Origin of the sequence: Trujillonella endophytica, from assembly GCF_900110555.1 — a bacterium.
GTDB lineage: Bacteria > Actinomycetota > Actinomycetes > Mycobacteriales > Geodermatophilaceae > Trujillonella > Trujillonella endophytica.
In genome coordinates this window covers 1-17,698 of sequence record NZ_FOEE01000025.1, presented here as the reverse complement: position 1 = coordinate 17,698, position 17,698 = coordinate 1, and the positions used below count along the sequence as shown (strand labels likewise).

At 71.2% G+C, this 17,698-nt stretch carries 19 protein-coding genes; 6 read left to right on the top strand and 13 right to left on the bottom strand.

Annotated features, from left to right (window positions below):
- Nucleotides 1-53: 53 nt before the first annotated feature.
- Nucleotides 54-1,499, top strand: coding sequence for an HNH endonuclease (locus tag BMY88_RS24040; protein WP_170861251.1), 1,446 nt, complete (start codon nt 54-56; stop codon nt 1,497-1,499).
- A gap of 258 nt (nt 1,500-1,757) precedes the next feature.
- Here BMY88_RS24040 and BMY88_RS22795 read toward each other — a convergent pair whose 3' ends face one another.
- The 7 genes from BMY88_RS22795 to BMY88_RS22765 all read right to left on the bottom strand — a co-directional run bounded on the left by BMY88_RS22795 (nt 1,758) and on the right by BMY88_RS22765 (nt 5,915).
- Complete coding sequence (locus BMY88_RS22795) at nt 1,758-2,315, bottom strand: hypothetical protein (RefSeq protein ID WP_244524878.1); 558 nt, start codon at nt 2,313-2,315, stop codon at nt 1,758-1,760.
- Between the two features lie 93 nt (nt 2,316-2,408).
- A complete protein-coding gene (locus tag BMY88_RS22790) occupies nt 2,409-3,371 on the bottom strand; it encodes a tyrosine-type recombinase/integrase (protein ID WP_170861250.1) in 963 nt (320 codons plus the stop codon).
- 67 nt (nt 3,372-3,438) lie between these two features.
- Nucleotides 3,439-3,852, bottom strand: a complete 414-nt coding sequence (locus BMY88_RS24225) for a DUF2442 domain-containing protein (RefSeq protein ID WP_211435792.1) — start codon at nt 3,850-3,852, stop codon at nt 3,439-3,441.
- Complete coding sequence (locus tag BMY88_RS22780) at nt 3,849-4,259, bottom strand: hypothetical protein (protein ID WP_139220569.1); 411 nt, start codon at nt 4,257-4,259, stop codon at nt 3,849-3,851. The genes BMY88_RS24225 and BMY88_RS22780 overlap by 4 nt, the downstream gene beginning before the upstream one ends.
- A 101-nt stretch (nt 4,260-4,360) precedes the next feature.
- Entirely contained in the window at nt 4,361-4,774 is a 414-nt protein-coding gene (locus BMY88_RS22775; protein WP_091949576.1) for a hypothetical protein, read from the bottom strand.
- Nucleotides 4,775-5,031: 257 nt separating this feature from the next.
- Nucleotides 5,032-5,463: a cytotoxic translational repressor of toxin-antitoxin stability system gene (locus BMY88_RS22770; RefSeq protein WP_091949572.1), complete on the bottom strand. Its 432-nt coding sequence runs from the start codon at nt 5,461-5,463 to the stop codon at nt 5,032-5,034.
- The gene (locus tag BMY88_RS22765; RefSeq protein WP_091949602.1) at nt 5,460-5,915 is read right to left on the bottom strand and encodes a prevent-host-death protein; all 456 of its coding nucleotides are present in this window, start codon (nt 5,913-5,915) and stop codon (nt 5,460-5,462) included. Before BMY88_RS22765 ends, BMY88_RS22770 begins: the two co-directional genes overlap by 4 nt.
- Nucleotides 5,916-7,100: 1,185 nt before the next feature.
- Between BMY88_RS22765 and BMY88_RS22755 the strand changes: the two genes are divergently transcribed.
- Nucleotides 7,101-9,767, top strand: coding sequence for a DUF927 domain-containing protein (locus BMY88_RS22755; protein WP_139220568.1), 2,667 nt, complete (start codon nt 7,101-7,103; stop codon nt 9,765-9,767).
- 8 nt (nt 9,768-9,775) lie between these two features.
- On the opposite strand, the gene BMY88_RS22750 is transcribed toward BMY88_RS22755, so the two are convergent.
- Nucleotides 9,776-10,510: a TetR/AcrR family transcriptional regulator gene (locus tag BMY88_RS22750; protein ID WP_091949561.1), complete on the bottom strand. Its 735-nt coding sequence runs from the start codon at nt 10,508-10,510 to the stop codon at nt 9,776-9,778.
- Between the two features lie 128 nt (nt 10,511-10,638).
- Here BMY88_RS22750 and BMY88_RS22745 point away from each other — a divergent pair, with 128 nt between their 5' ends.
- The 3 genes from BMY88_RS22745 to BMY88_RS22735 all read left to right on the top strand — a co-directional run bounded on the left by BMY88_RS22745 (nt 10,639) and on the right by BMY88_RS22735 (nt 12,658).
- Nucleotides 10,639-11,349 carry a M23 family metallopeptidase gene (locus BMY88_RS22745; RefSeq protein WP_091949558.1) on the top strand — a complete coding sequence of 237 codons (711 nt, stop codon included), beginning with the start codon at nt 10,639-10,641 and terminating at the stop codon, nt 11,347-11,349.
- A 239-nt stretch (nt 11,350-11,588) separates the two neighbouring features.
- On the top strand, nt 11,589-12,149 hold the full coding sequence (locus BMY88_RS22740) for a hypothetical protein (protein WP_091949556.1): 561 nt from the start codon (nt 11,589-11,591) through the stop codon (nt 12,147-12,149).
- A gap of 26 nt (nt 12,150-12,175) precedes the next feature.
- The gene (locus BMY88_RS22735; RefSeq protein WP_091949553.1) at nt 12,176-12,658 is read left to right on the top strand and encodes a hypothetical protein; all 483 of its coding nucleotides are present in this window, start codon (nt 12,176-12,178) and stop codon (nt 12,656-12,658) included.
- A 110-nt stretch (nt 12,659-12,768) separates the two neighbouring features.
- Here the strand turns inward: BMY88_RS22735 and BMY88_RS22730 are convergent, their stop codons facing one another.
- The 3 genes from BMY88_RS22730 to BMY88_RS22720 form a co-directional block, all read right to left on the bottom strand.
- Nucleotides 12,769-13,941, bottom strand: coding sequence for a helix-turn-helix domain-containing protein (locus BMY88_RS22730; protein WP_091949550.1), 1,173 nt, complete (start codon nt 13,939-13,941; stop codon nt 12,769-12,771).
- Entirely contained in the window at nt 13,938-14,786 is an 849-nt protein-coding gene (locus tag BMY88_RS22725; protein WP_091949547.1) for a hypothetical protein, read from the bottom strand. The genes BMY88_RS22730 and BMY88_RS22725 overlap by 4 nt, the downstream gene beginning before the upstream one ends.
- Nucleotides 14,787-15,089: 303 nt before the next feature.
- Nucleotides 15,090-15,455: a hypothetical protein gene (locus BMY88_RS22720; RefSeq protein ID WP_091949544.1), complete on the bottom strand. Its 366-nt coding sequence runs from the start codon at nt 15,453-15,455 to the stop codon at nt 15,090-15,092.
- Nucleotides 15,456-15,669: 214 nt separating this feature from the next.
- Here BMY88_RS22720 and BMY88_RS22715 point away from each other — a divergent pair, with 214 nt between their 5' ends.
- Nucleotides 15,670-16,980: a coiled-coil domain-containing protein gene (locus BMY88_RS22715; RefSeq protein ID WP_139220566.1), complete on the top strand. Its 1,311-nt coding sequence runs from the start codon at nt 15,670-15,672 to the stop codon at nt 16,978-16,980.
- Nucleotides 16,981-16,984: 4 nt separating this feature from the next.
- Here the strand turns inward: BMY88_RS22715 and BMY88_RS22710 are convergent, their stop codons facing one another.
- Entirely contained in the window at nt 16,985-17,332 is a 348-nt protein-coding gene (locus BMY88_RS22710; protein ID WP_091949537.1) for a hypothetical protein, read from the bottom strand.
- Nucleotides 17,332-17,698, bottom strand: a 367-nt coding sequence (locus BMY88_RS24030) for a ParA family protein (protein WP_211435791.1), incomplete at its 5' end; no start/stop codon positions are given. The genes BMY88_RS24030 and BMY88_RS22710, both read right to left, overlap by 1 nt.

The window sequence follows — 17,698 nt, the reverse complement described above, 5'->3', positions numbered from 1 at the left end:
ACTATGACCGCGTGTCAGCGGTCGGGGCTCCATGCGAGCAGTGCGGCGGCCTCGTGCCCACCGCTTGGAAGGGCGACCGCCGCTACTGCTCCCAGATCTGCTCCGACGCCCGCTGGGAGCGCCGTCCTTGCGAGACCTGCGGCGAGGAGTTGGTGCTCCGCCGCGGCAAGTACCGACGCTGGTGCGACGCGACCTGCCGGATGCAGGCTCGGACCGAGGCCCGAACCTGCCCCGGCTGCGGCACCACGTTCACCGTCAAACGCACGTCGAAGGTCACCTACTGCACGAAGAGCTGCTGGCTAACCACCCGGGCCGCCGAGCACGCCCACACCGTTGCCGACGCCCGCGCCGCCGCCTCCTCGGCCACCGCCCACCTGGGCGAAGCCACGGAGCTCACCCCGCGGTTCTCCACCTGCATCACATGCCAGTCGGTCTTCCCGTCCCGCTACGGGGAGAACAACCTCTTCTGCTCCTGGAAGTGCCGTCGCCTGCCCTACTGCGTTGCCTGCACCGTGCTCATCGACGCCGAACGACGCAGGGGCGACCGACAGTTCTGCTCCGATACCTGCCGCGCCGCTCACCGGGCCGATCCCCACGTCTCCGATCGCATCCGGCGCTGCTGGTTCTGCCTGCGGCTCCGGCCGCGGGACGAGTTCATGAACGGACAGGGACTCCGTCACCGTTGCGCCGACTGCGCCGCGGTCTATCGCGCCGGTCGGCGGGCAAGCTACGCAGCTCGCAACGCCGCCCGGCGAGCCTCGCTCGAATCCCGAACCATCCCGTTCACCGCCGCACAGCGGGCCCAACGGTGGGAGATGTGGGCCGGCCGCTGCTGGATCTGCGGCATCAGCGACGCGTCCGAGGAGGACCACGTCAAACCGGTTAGCAAGGGCGGTTGGCACTGCCTGGCGAACCTGCGGCCGATCTGCGGCCCGTGCAACAGCAGCAAGAACGACCGCTGGCCACTGACCGAAGCCGAGCGCCGCCCAAACTTCCGGCACCCCAACGCCCACCTTGGCTGCGACCCGGGTCGGCCGAAGGTCGCCATCCGCATCCAGTTGACCTGCCCGACCTGCGGCAAGGAGTTCTCTGCGCTCCCCGGAGACCGTGGCCGCACCTACTGCAGCCCGCGGTGCGCCCGCATCTCCAGCCGCGGCGAAATCTCTCCGCGTGAGGACCGCACCTGTCTCATCTGCGGGGCGACGTTTCGTGTGCTGGCTTCTTCCCGGCAGCAGCTGTGCTCGGTGGCCTGCCGCCGCGTCAATCAGCGTCGTCCGCTGCACGAGTTCACCTGCGAGCGGTGCGGGAAGGTGTTCGCCCGGCGGAGCAACAGGTTCCGGTTCTGCTCGAAGAGCTGCGCTGTCCGGACCAACACACACACGCACACGTGTGCCGTCTGCGGCAGCGCGTTCCTCGGCAAGAACACCCGGAAGTTCTGTTCCCGCCGCTGCGCGGGGATCGCGTCCCACTGGCCCGCACCTTCCCCAGGCACTTCTTGACGGGCCGTAGCTGGTGGCCGACGGGCACTCGACGAGCCGGCTGATCTGCTCGAACTCCGGGTGGGGGTAGGGCGGCCTGTACCGGCTGAGCAGCTGCAGGAGCAGGTCAGCTGGGCCGCGCCCGCTGAGCGCACCGACTACCTGGAGGGCCCGCCGAGACTCGGACCGGCGGGCCCTCGCCGTTTCACCCGGTGCCGACCCGCCGCCGTCGGGGCAGGCGTTGACGCCGGCGCTTCGGATCCGGTGGATTCCGCGCGCTCAGTTGTAGTACTGGCGCATCTCCTGCTGGTACTCGAGCTGCTCCTGAGCACGGTCCTGCAGGAGCTCCAGCCGTGCGTGAGCAGCGGACTCGCAGGCTTCGAAGTAGGCCGCGGCGGCCAGCATCTCCCGCTGTACGGCCGCGAGGTCGACGACGTCGGATCCGAACGCGGTCCGCAGCCGGATCAGCGCCCGGGACGTGACCGCCGCGCCCTGGTCCTCGTCGGGCCACAGTTCGGCCAGGACGGGCTGGAAGTCGGCCCACTCGTCGAAGGGGTCGCTCCAGCCCTCGGGGGGCAGCGGCTTGTCGGAGATCTGCTGCATAACGTCACGCAGCTCGGACAGCGAGAGCCGGACGTACTCGCGCCAGGCGTCGAGGAACCGGAAGGCGACGGTCTGCGCGGCTCGGTGATCGCCGGCCATCCGGTCGTAGAGCAGCGCCGCCGTCTGCTCCGCGCCGCTCCGCTGGTCGTACCTCCCCTGCTTTCCATCCCAGGACAAGGGCACGGGGAGCGTCTCGGACGCTGTGGGCACGACGAGTTCCGCATCGAGGGTCATGGCCGGGGACGGTAGAGGACGCAGACGACACGGCCGCCCGTGAGTGCCGCAATGCCGCAATGCCGCAATGCCGCAATGGCGGTTTCGGGACGGTCAGCGCACCGGCCGCCGGCGGCGGGCGGTGCCGTCGAGGTCGTCGGTCATTGCGCGGATCGAGTCGGCGCTGGGGTTCGTGTAGACCTCCAGTGACCTGAGCGACTCGTGCCGCGACTTTGCGCGGATCGCCGCGACGGAGTAGCCGTCCTCGACGGCGTGCGAGATGCCCGCGTGGCGCAGCCGGTGCAGCGTGAAGGGCGTCCCGTCCGGATCCAGCCGCTGACCGGCCTCGGCGAAGATCCGTTCGGCCTGCCGGTAGGACAGTCGGGCGCGACCGCTGACCAGGTCGATGTCAGCGGCGGGCATGGGTCGGGTCGGGCGGCGTGCGGCCAGGAACAGCGGTCCGGTGGCGCGGCCGGCGATGAGCCGGGGCAGCAGCCGGGCGGTGCCCGTGGCCCACCAGATGCGCTCTCGGTCCCCGCCCTTGCCGTTGACGAGCGCCTCACGGTTGGCCAGGTCGAGGTCCTCGATGTTCAGGCCGAGCAGCTCATCGGCACGGGCCCATGTCTCGTAGGCCATCCGCCACAGCGTCCGATCTCGGCCGGCGACGCCGTCCAGCGCCCACAGCTCGGCGAGCAGGTCACGGCTGACCGGCCGCTCGCGGCGCTCGTCCTCGGTGCGCTTGCGGACCTTCCGGGCCTCGACCAGCGCGGCCGGGTTGGCTGCGGTGTAGCCGCGTTCGACGCACCAGCCGAAGAAGCTCAGCAGTGCTGCCCGGTGGCGGTTGTAGGTAGTCGCCGCGGCGTCGGCCCAGCGCTCGAGCAGCTCGTCCTCCAGCTGCTCGGTCGTCACCGCCGCGACGTCGGTGTCGGCGCCGACGACGTCGGTCAACGCGGCCAGCGTGCGGCCGTAGGCGTCCCGGGTGGTTTTCTCGAAGGCGTCCCGGCGCAGGAACCGGCGCGATGCATCGGCCAGCGTCGTGGTGCCGGCGGCGCGGTGCAGGCGGGTCACGGCGGTCATGAGTCGTTTTCCTCCTGCTCGGCTGCGATGTGGGTGAACGCCTCGGGGACGAGCCCAGCGGCACGCATCAGGTCTCCAGATCGGCGATGCGGCGGCGGCGGTCGGCGTCCAGTTCGGCCTCGAGCTCCGCCCGCTCGTAGCCGAGGGCGGTGATGACCGCATCCAGATCGGTCCGGTTGCCGGTGTCAGTGGCCGCCCGAGCCCGCAGCAGGGCGGCGTCCAGGAACTCCTCCGGCTTGTTCGACTCCGCGTAGAGCATCTGGGCGGACAGATCCGCTCCGTTCGGCCAGACGATGGTGCCGGCCTCCGGGTCGACGCGGACCGCGGTGAACAGGTCGTAGTCCTTCACGAGGGGCTGGAGCGCCTCGCCCCACAGGGCCGGCTCGACATCGAGGACCCGCACCTCACCGCTGCTGAAGGTCAGCTCCAGCACATGGCCGGCGAGCACTTGGACGCCGGTGACATCGACGAACCAGCTCACCGCTGCGCGTTGGTGCTCGGGGCATCGTCGGCGGCGATGCGCTCGGAGAGCTCGAGCAGGGCGTCGTCGACCGGCTCGGCCCGCGGCTCGTCCTGATGGCGGCGGGGAGTGCGTTCGTTGCGTAGCGCGGGGCCGACGCACCGAGGGCAGCTGTCGTCATCGCCGGGGTCGAACTCCATCGGCAACTCGACCTTGACCGCGGCGCCGCAGAGCGCCGTCTTGTAGGTCAGCGGGGAGGGCAGGAACTGCGGGCGAGACAGCCCGCGGTCGACCCGGGTCACCTGCACGGCGTGCACGGGGCCGAACTCCGCCGGCAGCACCAGGTCGATCTGGTGGTCGACGGGGTCGCGCTTCTCGTCGAAGCGGCTCAGCCCGCTGCGGTACGTGCGGCGGTACTCCTCGGTCACGGCGCGGACGGTAGAGCAGCCCGCCGACAGGAACATGGCGCATAACGGCCTCACGTCAGCTGTTATGGGCATAACGCTCCATAACGGGGCCTCCGGGTGCGCTACTCGAGCGGGCTGGTGCTGCCGTCGGGGTGGTAGCGCGTCAGCCGGCCGTGCTCGTCGAGGGCGACCGTGGTCTGGCCGCGGCCGGCGAGGACCTCTCCGAAGCGGACGGTGCGGGCCGCCGACTCGGAGACGGACGGGGCCATGTCACGGTCCACGGAGAGCTGGGCACGAGCAGCAGCGCGCAGGTACAGGTCTGGGGCGCCCGGTGCGATGTCGAGGTGAACCCTGCGGGTGGCTTCGTCCCCGACGATGTCGACGACCTGAGCAAACACCGGATCTTCGTCGTCGCCAGCGACCACGATGGCTCCTGGAACGATGACGCCCGGGTCGTGAGCCTCGTCGAGGAACGTCCAGACGTAGCCGCTTTCGTCGACCTGCTGCACATCGCAGCGGATGTCCACCACCGTCACACCTCCTGTCACGGCCACCGCTCGCCATCACCCTTCCACCGCAGGGGCGGGCGGTCAGCTCGGCAGTGTGGAGGGGCTGCCGGTCGGGGATCGGGTACCGGCACCGGCCGCAGGAAACATGGCGGATAACGGCCAGTTCTCCGACACGACGCCGCCGTGAGTCCCGCCGACGCCCGCCTACGCCCTCATCGGCCAAGCGGCCCACTCCTACGCATTATCTGCCACGGAGCGTTGACGGTTGACGGCGGAGCGCGCAGCTACTCCTTCGGCTGCGACCAAAGGGCGGTCATGACCTCGACCGCGCGCTCCAGCGACATGCCAGCGACTTCGTCCTCCGGGATCCCGGCGAGGTTGATGAGCTGGTGGACCAGGCTCGCCGGCAAGGCCTGCTCGGGCAGCTTGGTGCTGGCCGTCCCACGGTCGGGTAGCTGCTTGTCGCGGACGCAGGCCCAGAACTCTGCCTCGGTGACGTCGAGCTGATCCTTGAGGATGCGCGTCCACAAGCTGGGCCCGTAGGAGCTGTTGTCGGCGGGCCGGGAAATACGGGTCCGCAGGACCCGACTGTCGGACAAGGGGAGCTCGTAGGTGATGTGGTGCTCAACCTTGCCGCCGCGGGCGTTGCGGACCTCGTCCCAGCCCTCGGTCTTACAGAAGCGGTCGTGGTCGCGTCGGCTGGCCGCCCCGCTCACGCGGGGGTAAGTGCGCGGGCTTCATCCTTGACCGCGTCAGCGCATCCGACCAGCCAGTCGCGCAGCTGGGCGTCGTCGGAGAGCTCCACGAGTTCGACGAGGCTGCGGTGGCCGGCGTGGTTCGGAGCAGCATGCAGCCGCTCATTCCAGTCCTCGGCGTACTCGCGCAGTCCGGCGATGAGGTCGTCGATCGCGTCGTCGAAGGATTCCGCGTCGCCGTGCACTGGAACGCCGGGGATGTAGGCCACCCAGCCGCCGGCCTCTGCAACCACGGCGGCCTGCGAGGGCAGCAGCCGACGCAGCTCGGCACCACGGGCGTCGGCGGACAGCACCACGAACCGCTCGTTGTCCCGGGTGACCGTGGTGACCAGGCCTTCCTGGGCAGCGTCGAAAACACACCGCAGCTTCTTGCGCGTTTCGGTGTAGCTGTCGAAGTGGCGAAGGGCCGCCATGCTGTCCTCCTCACCCCAGGACGTCTGCCCGGGGCGCATCTCCTGTCGTCCTGGAACGTCTGTTCCAGGGCGGGTGTCACTGCTGTCCTCTGTGACCGATGTTCACAGTGTGCGCAAGTACGTCACGTACGTCAAGTACGTCAAGTACGTCGCTGTTCCACACTGTTGGCAGTAGCGGCATCCCCCGCAAGAGAGCATCCGAACTGCGCGCCGCCGTGGCCCCACATGACCTGGGGGTCATGCGACGGAACAACGATCTTGTCTCGCAGTGCACAGGTCCGCTGGCGCCACGAAGGAGAGCGTGCGGCCGCGGCGTTGATCGTGCTCTCTGCCTCCCGCAGGCTGCCCGAACTGACCAATCCACCACTGCGAGCGTGAATCCGCAGCTCAGAGCTGGGCCACTGCTGGTCAGTTGGGACCGACGGGGCTGACCAAAGCGACTCACGGAACTGACCAACGAACTGACCAGGGCGTCGACATGGAGACAGTCGGGACGCGCCGATCGGCGCGTCTTGCCGATCTCTGTCCGCCGCACGCCCTACGGTCGCGTCATCGCGGTGCTATCACCGCGCGAGCACGACGAGAGGGGACCCGTGGCAGCACGAGGAAGCGGCGGCGACGTCGTCCAGCTGCTCGTCCGCGTTCCACCGGAGCTGGCCGATGAGCTGAAGGCTGCGGCCGCCGAAGATGAACGGTCGGTCGCAGCGACGGTTCGAATGGCACTCAAGGCGTACCTCGCCGACCGCCAGCCAGCTCCGACTCAACCGGAACAGCTACGCATGACTGGCACCTGACCCAAGTCCTGAAAGCACAGAACCCCGGGCGGCCACCCGGGGTCCTGTCGAAGTCCGTAGCCCTCGCTGCAAGAAGAGGTTCAGACGTGTCCGAGACTACCGCGCACCCACTGCGTACTGCACGCACTGATGGGCACCCGCATGTTGTTGTGGGCGGTTGTGGGCAGCCGTGGACAGCTGCACGCACGCAGTGGGTGCGCCGCCGGCACCACGCAGGCGCCCTGCAGGTACTGGATGGTGGGCCTGCAGGCGGCCCACCGGGTGCCCACGAGCCGCCTGTGAGCCCCCCATGGAGCACCTGCAGGCGCCCAGCGCCCACCCCGTACCCGCATGCGAAGTCGCACATCGCGCCCATAGCTACCTACGGGTGGTCGCTGACGGCGGCCGGCGCATGACGACAGCGTCCTTCGACAGCGACCGTCGCTCCGCGGGCCCCGAGCTGGAGCCGTTCCTCGACGCCCTGGGCCGGGTCACCGGCAAGCAGCCGCGGCGGGTCGGCAAGGAGTGGCGCGCGTTGTGCCCCGTGCACGGCGACACCAACGAGAGCCTCAACGTCGCCGTCGGCGACCGCCAGCCGGTCGTGGCTATCTGCCGCTCGCACGCCTGCGAGTGGGGCGACGTTCTGAGCGCCCTGGGCTTCGAGGCTCCGCGGCGGGCAGCAGTGCACCGGCCCACGGTGACCCCGGCTGCCCCGGCGAAGACGAAGAAGGCCGAGAGCCAGCAGCTGGGCAAGGTCGTGGCCGAGTACCGCTACGTCGACGCCGCCGGCGAGCTGCTCTACACCGTCACCAGGTTCGACCCGAAGGACTTCCGCCAGAAGCGCCCGGACCCGGAGAAGCCCGGCCGCTGGCGGTGGAACCTCGACGGCGTCCGGCGGGTGCCCTACCGGCTGCCGGAGCTCACCGCGGCGATCGCCGCCGGCTCCGTGGTCCACCTCGTCGAGGGCGAGAAAGACGCCGACACCCTCGCCGGGCTCGGCCTGGCCGCCACCGCGCACGCCCAGGGCGCGAAGAACTGGCGGGCTGAGTACGCCGAGTTCTTCGCCGGCGCGCACGTCGTCGTCTTCCCTGACAACGACGGCGAGGGCCGGGCGTGGGCCGACGCAGCCTGCACGGACCTGGTACCGGTCGCGGCGAGCGTGCGGCGGGTGGAGCTGCCGGATCTGCCGCCAAAGGGCGACGTCACCGACTGGCTGGCCGGCGACCGAGACATCGAGGACCTCGAGCGGCTCGTCGACGAGGCCCCAGTGCTCACCCGGGAGAGCGCCGACGCGGACGCGGCGCACTACGAGGTCGACGCGGCCGGCATGTACGTGACCCTGACCGGTCGGCAGCGGACGCGGCTGAGCAACTTCAGCGCCCGCATCGTCGAGGACGCCATCTCCGACGACGGCGTCGAGGAGCGCACCGCGGTGACGCTCGCGGTCACCCTCGGCGGGCAGACGAAGAACGTCGTCGTCTCACCGGTGTCGGACCTGGCCAACCCGGCGAAGTGGTCGATGACCGCCTTCGGCGCTGCGGCGCGCACCGAGGTCGTGCGGTCGGCTGCCGATCACATCCGCGCGGCGGTGCAGACCCTCTCGCCGCCGGTGCCCCGTCGCCACATCTACGGGCACACCGGCTGGCGCGACGTCGGCGGCCGCCGGGCGTACCTGCACGGCGGCGGCGCGCTCGGCCCCGACGGCCCGGTGCCCGCCGTGCAGGTGGACCTGCCTCCGGCCCTCTCCCCGGCCGAGCTGGTGCCGCCGGCCGACCGGATGGCCGCAGTCACCGCGGTGCTGGGCAGCCTGCAGCTGCTCGAGCTCGCCCCCGACACGGTCACGGTGCCGCTGCTGGGCGCCGTGTGGCGCAGCGTGCTGGCCCCCAGCGACTTCGGGGTGTGGCTGACCGGCGGCACCGGCGCCGGCAAGAGCCAACTGGCCGCCCTGGCCCAGGCCCACTTCGGGGCGGGGTTCACCTCCAGCACGCTGCCCGGCTCGTGGAGTTCGACCGGCAACGCGCTGGAGGAGCTCGCGTTCCTCAGCAAGGACGCGCTGCTGGTCATCGACGACTTCGCGCCAACCGGGAACGCGGCCGACATCAGCCAGCTGCACCGGACCGCCGAGCGGGTCATCCGCGCCCAGGGCAACGGCGCCGGTCGAGCCCGGATGAGCCGCGACCTGAAGGTGCTGGCTCCCAGGCCACCGCGGGGCACCCTCCTGGGCACAGGGGAGGACGTGCCCCGCGGGCAGAGCCTGCGCGGCCGGCTGCTGATTTGCCACCTCGACCGCGGCGCCCTGGACTGGAACGCGCTGACCCCGGCGCAGCAGCGGGCCGACGGTGGCCTCTACGCGCAGGCGCTGGCCGGTTTCGTCATCTACTTGGCCGGCCGCCCCGAGCTGCTCGACTCCCACACCAAGCGGGTCGCCGCGCGCCGGGCGGAGCTGCGGCTGGCCGGCGCGCACAGCCGCACGCCCACCACGGTCGCCGAACTCACCGTCGCCTGGGAGGCGCTGGCCGACTACGCGGTCGCCATCGGCGCGCTCACCGCGGCCGACCGGACCGCTCTACTGGCCCGCGTGGGTGCCGCGTTGCGCACCGCGGCCGAGGCCCAGGCCGCCGAGCAGGCCGAGACTGATCCCGCCAAGCGGTTCGTTGCGCTGGTCCGCGCTGCGCTCAGCTCCGGCCGTGCACACCTGGCCAGCCCGAACGGGCACGAGCCCGATGTCCCCGGGGCGTGGGGCTGGCAGGGCGGCAACCCGCTGGACGAGGGCCGGGCGCAGGGCGTGCGAATCGGCTGGGTCACTCGGCTCGGCGCCTACCTCGAGGTCACCACCGTCATGGCCGTCGCCCAGGACATGGCCCGCCAGCTCGGTGAGCCGCTGCCGGTCGTCGGCCGCACCCTGACCCAGCGGCTGTTCGAGGCCGGCCTGCTCGCCAGTCGAGACGAGACCCGCAAGACCCACCACGTCCGCCTCACCGCCCAAGGCACGCGGCAGAAGGTGCTGCACCTGGCGCTGGCCACCCTGGGCGGCGGGGATGAAGGCCTCGCCCTCGATGGCGTCGCCGAGCCCTCCTGATCCACCCGTCAACGAGGCTCGGCGACGCCCAGGGGAGCGGTACCGGTGCTGCGGGCATCGACCTCCACGGCGGCCTTGTACAGCTGCATCAACTGGTCAACGTCCGGCACGTCGAACGTCGCCACCAAGTGCACGAGATAAGACGCCATCATTTCGATCATGGTGAACGTCGCGGGGTTCTGCTCTCGGAACTGCGCCCCACCGATGTGGTGGGGGTCCGCTGCGCCGAAAAGCGCCATGTAGGTCCACATCGCGGGGCTGCTCACGATGGGCGCCTTCCGGTCCACCTTCCTCCGCGGCTCCGCGTCGCCGTCGTTGAGACCGTCGAAGTGGGTGTAGTTGGGGTTGTCCTTCCCGAGCGGGCCGTAGCTGTTGGTCAAGGCGCTACGGACCAGCCAGTTGCGGTGATAGGTCAACTCGACGAAATGCTCCAATGCCGCCCGCATCGGTTCGGGCTGCTCTTGGTAGCGCTGCTCTGCCTTTTCCATCACGTCGAACACCAGGTCATGAAGGATCTGGTGGTACAGCCGGCCTTGGGTCGGAAAGAGGTTGTAGAGCGTCGCCAGGCTGATTCCTGCCTCCCGGGCGATCTCCTCCACGCTCACGGGTCGGTCCGTGACGTTGTCGAAGCACCCCTGGATGGCTTCCCACAAGCGTTCACGCGTGCGCGCCCGCTTGGTCTGAGCGGCGCGCTCCCGCGGAGAGAGCGCACTAGTGGGGTCCTCGCTCACCTCTTCGCTCACTGGCTCACGATAGCAGCCAACCTGGAGCCTCGACCAAGATGTACTAAGAACCAAGTTGAGCTTGACTACAACTGAAGTGCTCTCTAGGTTGGCGTTCGTCAGCCCTCCCGGTGAAAGGGGCACTCCCCATGAAGATGAAGATGGCGACCACGGCGCTCGCCCTGCTCGTCGCCTCCCTCGGCGGATCGATCGCTACTGCTGCCCCCGCCGACGCGGCTCCTGCCCGGACCGCGGTGTGGGTGGGGTCCCCGATCGAGGGGACCTGGCCCACCTCAGATGGCTGCAGCGGTAGCGGGGCGCGGTACCCCTCCGACGACTGCTCCCTGCCCACCGCCCACCACACGTACCAGTGGGGCATGCCGTATACCGGCGACTGGGGCATCGACATCGGCGCTTCCGCCGGCCAGGCGGTGACCCTCTACGCCGCACCGCAGCAGGGCGGCCGCTCCATCGGCGCGAAGGTCGAGCGCGTCACCCTGGCCTGCTCCGCCCGCTCTGGGGAGAGCTACGAGCAGACCCGCCGCCGCGGCGGCAACACCGTCGTCGTTGGCCTCTACGAGGGCGGCACCCGCATCGGCTGGGTCACCTACGCCCACGTCGACCCCTACGTCTCGCAGGGACAGTCGATCAACCGCTGGAACACGACCATCGGCACCGTCGGCCGGTACAGCGCCAACTCCTGCTGGACGGGTCCTCACCTGCACGTCGAGATGACCAACGAGACCAACTACAGCTGCTACAACCGCGGCTGGCGCCCCGGGCAGCAGATGTACCGGAGCAACTTCATCGGCTTCCTCGGCGGGGCCTACGCCTCGGGGACTCGGCAGGCCTGCCCCTGATGCCGACGCTCCGCCCGCCGGAGCTGTTGAGCAGCACGTAGAAGTGGCCGGACCATCAGGTCCGGCCACTTCTACGTGCTGCTCCAAGAGTTGCACCGGACTATGGAAGGTTTCACCTATGTACCACTTGCGAGTGACCACGGTAGAAACCGTTGCAGCGAAGGTCTTACTGGTCTAACCTGAGTTGCACAGCGCCGATGGAACCTTCCACCGGCCTCAGCACGAAGGGTGGGACCCACGTGAGCAACCTGACCATCAAGTTCGCCGGGACCGTGACGATCGACGGCGAGGAGGCGGCCGCCTTCATCCGCGCGCTCGCCTCGGGCGGCGTGACCGTCACCGCGGACCAGACCGCCACGGTCGTCGACCCGCTCGAGGACGACGTCGAGGAGATCGACGACAGCCCCGAGGCGGTCGCCGAGGCCGAGACGCTGGCCGCCGAGACCGGCTGGACCCTCGACCTGGCCCGCTCCTGGGTCGAGGAGCTCGACGCCTGGACCCAGAACGGGCGTCTGCTGCACGAGCTGCCGGTCCACGCCGGCGGCGAGGCGACCGCGGAGCAGATGCGCGTGGCCGCCGGGCGGCCGACCGGCAAGTACTCGCTCAGCGGTTTCACCGGCGGCACCGCGAAGCGCTTCAAGCGCTGGGCGGCCGCCACGCAGGGCGCGGAGGGTCTGAGCCTCCCGATCACCACCGTTTACGACCCGACTATCAAGGGCCGGCAGCGGGCGAAGGCCTTCGCGATCGACCCTCGCCTCCTCCCCCTGTTCCGGATCGCGCTCGCGCAGGTCCAGGACTGACCGACCGAACGAGGAGAGGAACCGACATGCCTAAGTTCGACGAGTCCGCCCTGAGCAGCTTCCGCGCGTTCGCGGCCGAGACGGCCACCGCCTGCGCCGTGGAGCGGCTGACCGGCACCGAGGCCACCGTCCGCGGTGGCCGGCGCAAGGGCGCCGACGTCATCGACGCCGGGGAGACCTACCTGGTCGACGCCAAGGTGCTCACGCCCACCACCGCGGCCGAGCGCCGCGAGTGGCCCGGCTGCAGCTGGAAGTTCGTCCGCCAGGACCACGCGCCGTTCAGCGGCGAGCTCACCCACATCGGCCTGGTCCAGCTGGACCAGACGGCCACCCACGCCGGCATCACCTCCGGCCGGCTGATCGCCGACGCCGGGGTCACCGACACCGTCGTCTCCCTGGTGCCGGTCGCCACCATGAACGCCGACCTCGACCCGGTCGGAGGCGCCGAGCACGGCTGGCGCTACGTCCTGGTCGACGACGCCCTGCTGGCCGCGCACGTCGTGCCGTGAGGTAGCCCCGCCCCGCCGGGCGCATGACGATGGCCGGACCCCATCTGCCTGGGGTCCGGCCATCGTCATGTTCGGAAGCCCTCCGGCAAGACGTCCTCCGCTTCAACGCCTCAGACGAGCCGGAGCTCGGGCCGTGGGTCGTCGTCACCGAGCAGCAGACGGAGCCGGGCCATCGGCAGATGCAGCTCGTCGGCCAACTCGCGCAGCGCGAGGCCATGCTGTTCGGCGAGACCGAACGCGCGACGGAGCAGGACCGGGCGCTCGCCGGGGTAGCCCTCGACCGGCTCCTTCTTGAACAAGCCCAGCTGGCGGAGCTGGTTGAGTCGCTGGAACGCCCGCCGGTACGCGGCATCGGAGATGACGTTGACCTCGCGGCAGCGGTAGACCAGCGAGTTGACGCCGACACCCCACTCCCGGCTGAGGCGGTCGAGGGCGTTCAAGTCCATCCGCGAAGGCAGTTGCGGCTCCACGGCCTCACGGGGGGTGAGCAGCTCGGCCGCGAAGGCGTGGGCTTCCTTCTCCTGCACCGGGTCGCCCGGGTTGGCGTCGTGGTGCAGCAGTAAGTGCCCCAGCTCGTGCGCGGCGGTGAAGCGGTGGTGGTAGACGTCGTTGGTCCGGTCGGGGGTGAGCACGACGACCGGCCGCGGAAGCTGGGAGGTGGAGAAGGCGTCGACTTTCGCCGTCTCCGCGCCGGCGAAGGGCACCAGGGTCACGATCAGTCCGTGGGCCTCCATCGTGCGCACCAGGTGTGGGATCGGTTCCCGGCCGAGTCCCCAGTGATCGCGCAGGAGGCGGGCGGCAGCAGCAGGATCGGCCGGCACTGCGCCGGCGTCCACCTCCCCGCCGGAGAAGCCCGGCAGGTCCACCGGAGGCAGCTGGATCCGCTTCTCCAGCGCGTGGGTGAGCTCCCACACCTGCTCGGTGAAGGCGATCGCCTTCGCGCGCTGCGCGGCGGGGGTGGAGCGCAGGCTGCGGAAGTGTGCCGCGGACGCGTCCAGGCGGGCGTAGGGCCGCCCGGCCGCCAAGAAGCCCGGGGACACGTCCAGCACCTCGGCAACCCGCGCCAGGTGGTCCAGCCGGGGAGTGGTTCCGGTCTCCCACTGCCCGACGGCAGCCGGCGACACCCCCAACGCGTCAGCGACCGCCCGCTTGGTCAGCCCGGCCAGGCGGCGCGCCTGGGTCAGCCGGGCCGGGTCGAACGCGTCGGCGACAGCCTGCAGACGGGCCGACTGCGTGCCGGCAGGATGCGGATCAACCAGTCGCAGCTGCTCGGGCGGCTTCACGACTGCACGTCCTCACCGCCGGCCTGCCCCACCTCCGGCTGCATCTCGCTCAGCGGCGCCGCAACGGGCTGGGGCCGAGCGGTCAGGCCGAGGTCGTCGTTGAGCGGCGCGGCATCGAACCGGCCCACACGGGAGCCGTCACCGACGGGGTCGACGGCCCGCAGGGGTGCCTGGGCCGGTACCGCGAGCCCGGCAGCCTGGAGCTCCGCGACGGGCAGCGACTCCCAGGAGTGCCAGTGGACGTGACCGGTCTCATCGCTGATCAGCTCCGCGTCTCCCCAGCCAAGCTCGAACAGGCCGTCGGTTGGGTTGCTCCCGAAGGCCACCGTGACGACACGGCCAAAGCTCGCCAGCTGGGCGGAGATCTCCTGCTCCTCCGCCAGCAGCGCCTCCAGCTGGTCGTCGTCGAGCGTGCTCTGCTCGAGCACCAGCTGGGTCACCGCCGGGGCGCCGGCGCCCAGGCCGAAGAGGGTCTTGCGCAGATGCGACACCGGGGTGGGCATCGTGGCATCGACCCGTCGCGTCGCACGGGTGTTGGTGAACCGCCACGGCAGCAAGACGACCGACACGTCCTCGACCACGACGTAGGGGAACCGGCCCTTCACCCCGGTGGGCTTGCGGGCGACCACGCCCGGCACGTCCGCCGTGGCGGCGATCAGTTGCTGGTGCTGGGTGACCTGCAGGGTGGCGCCGTAGGTGTCGTTCGTGCTCAGTTCGCCACCAAGGTGTGCCCGCAGGGCCAGGCGATGCGCCTCCTGGATGCCTGCCGCTACTGCCGGCCCCAGGTTCTCGGCAACGTCCCCGAAGCGCCGCTGCGCCCACTCGCTTGCCCTGTACGAGCCCACGAGGCCCTCCTAGCGGTTGGCTTTTACCGGCGAAGGCACCGTAGCACTTCAGTTCTGCACAACAAGTGCGCATCGCGAGGTGCGAGCGCAGGGACCCAGAAAGGGGGAGATCCGCCGGGGCTCGGGCCAAAGACAGGATCGAGAAGCGGTTCCATCGCTGCTATGAGCTCGGCGGATTCCCCCTCACCAGCACACCGTGGCGGGGTGCCGCATTGCCGCCATTGCGGCAAGTCACAGTGGCTGCAGGAGCTCGTGGGCCCTGACGGCCACACGCCCACACGCCCGCACGGGTGTCCCGCCGATCTACGCCTCTGCCTGGTGCGCGGCGTCGAGCAGCTCGACGAGAGAGCCTGGCCTCTGCCCGACCAATCGCTGGAACGTCGGCACGTCCGCGGCCGTGAGGTCTCCGGCGGCGGCGAGCGCGGGGATGACGACGTCGACCAGGTGCTCGTCGCCGGCCCGCCGACCCGGCAGGTCCGTCCCGACCGGCCGGCGCCAGTCGCAGCGTCGGCAGTAGGCCACGCCGTCCCAGCTCTCGCTGACGTCGTGGCCGAGCGCGCCGGCGAGGACCACCGCGGCGTGCACGGCCGGCATCCGATGGAACTCGTCGGCCGGGATGAGGGCGTGCTCATCGCCCAGCTCCGGGCGCCAGATCCGCAGCGCGCTCACCGCCGGAGCCAAGCACGCGCTGCCGACGGAGTGGCCAGCGAGCGCCCCTGCGGGCGTCGCCCGGCGGCCCTCGCGTGCCCTGTCGTTCCGTTCGTTTCGTTCGTTTCGTTCTATTCCATTACGTTGCATTCATTCCATTCCATCCGATAGAGTCAGCCCACACGATGGAACGCGGCGCCGCGGCGCGGTCGCCGCCGGCGCGTAGGTGGTCGGGATGAGCGAGACGACAGCGGAACCGCGGCCCGCGGTGAGCGCGGAGTGCCAGTTCCCGGGCTGCGACCGCCCAGCGCGACCGGCGACCGGTACCGGGCGGCGGCCGCGGTACTGCGAGCTGCCGGACCCGGGGACCGGGGTGGTGCACACCCCGAAGGCCGCTCACGAGGCCCGGCGCCAGGCGCAGCGGGAGGTCGCGGAGCCGGCCATCCGTGCGCTGCTGGACGAGCGGGACACCGCGGCCGGGACGCCCCGGCCGGTCTCCTACGCCGCCGTGCGACTGCAGGACCTCGTCGCCCGCGGCATCGCGGAGGTGCGGACGGCGGCAGCCCGCAGCGACGCCCTGGTCGAGGAGCTGACCGAGCTCGCCGGCGATCTGCGTGACGTCGACGCGGGCCGGGCCGAGATGCAGGCGGTGCGGGCCGAGCACAACGCCGCGCTCGCCGCGAAGGACGCGGAGGCCGCCCTGGTGCGGCAGCAGCTGGAGAGCGCCCAGCAGGCGCTGGAGGAGACGTCCGCGGCCGCGGAGGCGGACCGGGCCGCCGCCGCGGAGCTCGCGGCCCACGTGACCGAGCTGACCGAGCAGCTGGGGTCGGTGCTGCAGGGGAACGAGGAGCTGACCGCGGAGCGCGACCAGCTCGCTGACCAGCTGGAGGAGGCGCGGCGGGCGAACGACTCGCTTACGCGCGAGCGCGACGGGCTACATGGCGAGCTGCTCGGCGTGCGCGACGTGCTCGAGGACACCCAGAACAAGCTCGCCGCGGCCGCTCAGGAGGCCGATGACGCGAGCGCGGCACGCGACGAAGCCCAGGGGCGGGCTGACCGTGCCACCTCGCAGGTGCAGGCGCTTACCGGCGAGCTGGCCACCGCCCGGGCCGACCTCCGGGCCGAGACCGGCCGGGCCGACCGCGCCGAGGGCGACCGGGACAACCTGCGGGCCGAGTTGGAGCGGGCGCGGGAGCGCGCCGACGCCGCCGAGGGGCGGGCCCGCGTCACCGGCGAGGAGGTGACCACGTTGCGCTCGGAGCTCGCCGTCGCCGGCGAGCGGGTGCGGTCCGCGCAGGAGCGCGCGGCCGAGGCCACCACCGAGCTGGCCGGTGTCCGCGACGAGCTGCGGACCACCCGGGACGAGCTGCGTGCAACGTCCGCCGACGCGGCCCGCGCCGGCGCCGAAGCCGACGCCCAGCGCACCCGGGCCGACGCCGCGGAGGCCCGCATCGGCCGGCTCGAGCAGCAGCTCGCCGACGCCGTGGCGGCCGCGGCGGAGGAGCACTCCCCCACCGCGGCCACCGACGACCGTCCGTCGAGCTAACCCGCTACCCGGCCTCGGGGTCCGGCAGCGGGTGGCCTTCCCGCTGGAGGTACTCGCGCAGGGCGACCATCGCGATCTGTTGGAAGCTCAGGCCGGACTCGATGCCGTAGCGCTTGATGGCCCGGTTCACCTCCGGGCGCACGCGGACCGACAGCTTGACTAGGTCGTTCTTGCCGGCCGCGTTGCTGCTTGCCGCCGTTGCGGCATTGCGGCGTTGCGGCACAGCGGCGGGAACGGCCGGCTCGGGGGCCCGCACCGGCTCCGCGGCCGGGGCGGCAGCGCTGACCTGCTCGAACGCGTGACTCTCTGGCCGGCTCTTCCGCAGCGCGGGGGTCGGCTGGGGGCGCGCCATCAGGACACCGCCCGCTCGGCGTCGGCCCAGGCGAGGTAGTCCGCGTGCACGGCCTGGGGGTCGCGGTCGGGGTGCGCGGCGCGGTAGTCCTCGTCGAGCCACAGCAGCCGAGCCAGCAGCACGTCGACGACGCGGGTGACCGGCTGGGCGTCGCGGCCGAACTCGGTCAGCGGGACGCCGGCGCCCTCCATCTCGCGGACGACCTGGCGCTCGGGGATGAACGGCTCCCACACCGCGGTGGCGAGGCTGTCGCGCAACTCCTCCACCCGCAGGGCGCCCTCACGGGTGCGCGGCCGCAACCCGTTGACGATTGCCCCGGCGACGGCCAGGTCGCCGTTGAGGTACCGCTGCACCTTCTCGATGGTC

Excerpts from the sequence above, each read along its gene's own strand:
- BMY88_RS22755 (WP_139220568.1), top strand. The coding sequence starts at position 7,101 with ATGACGACAGCGTCCTTCGACAGCGACCGTCGCTCCGCGGGCCCCGAG.
- BMY88_RS22790 (WP_170861250.1), bottom strand. The coding sequence starts at position 3,371 with ATGACCGCCGTGACCCGCCTGCACCGCGCCGCCGGCACCACGACGCTG.
- BMY88_RS22710 (WP_091949537.1), bottom strand. The coding sequence starts at position 17,332 with ATGGCGCGCCCCCAGCCGACCCCCGCGCTGCGGAAGAGCCGGCCAGAG.
- BMY88_RS22765 (WP_091949602.1), bottom strand. The coding sequence starts at position 5,915 with ATGGCGGCCCTTCGCCACTTCGACAGCTACACCGAAACGCGCAAGAAG.
- BMY88_RS22795 (WP_244524878.1), bottom strand. The coding sequence starts at position 2,315 with ATGACCCTCGATGCGGAACTCGTCGTGCCCACAGCGTCCGAGACGCTC.
- BMY88_RS22715 (WP_139220566.1), top strand. The coding sequence starts at position 15,670 with ATGAGCGAGACGACAGCGGAACCGCGGCCCGCGGTGAGCGCGGAGTGC.
- BMY88_RS22745 (WP_091949558.1), top strand. The coding sequence starts at position 10,639 with ATGAAGATGAAGATGGCGACCACGGCGCTCGCCCTGCTCGTCGCCTCC.
- BMY88_RS22735 (WP_091949553.1), top strand. The coding sequence starts at position 12,176 with ATGCCTAAGTTCGACGAGTCCGCCCTGAGCAGCTTCCGCGCGTTCGCG.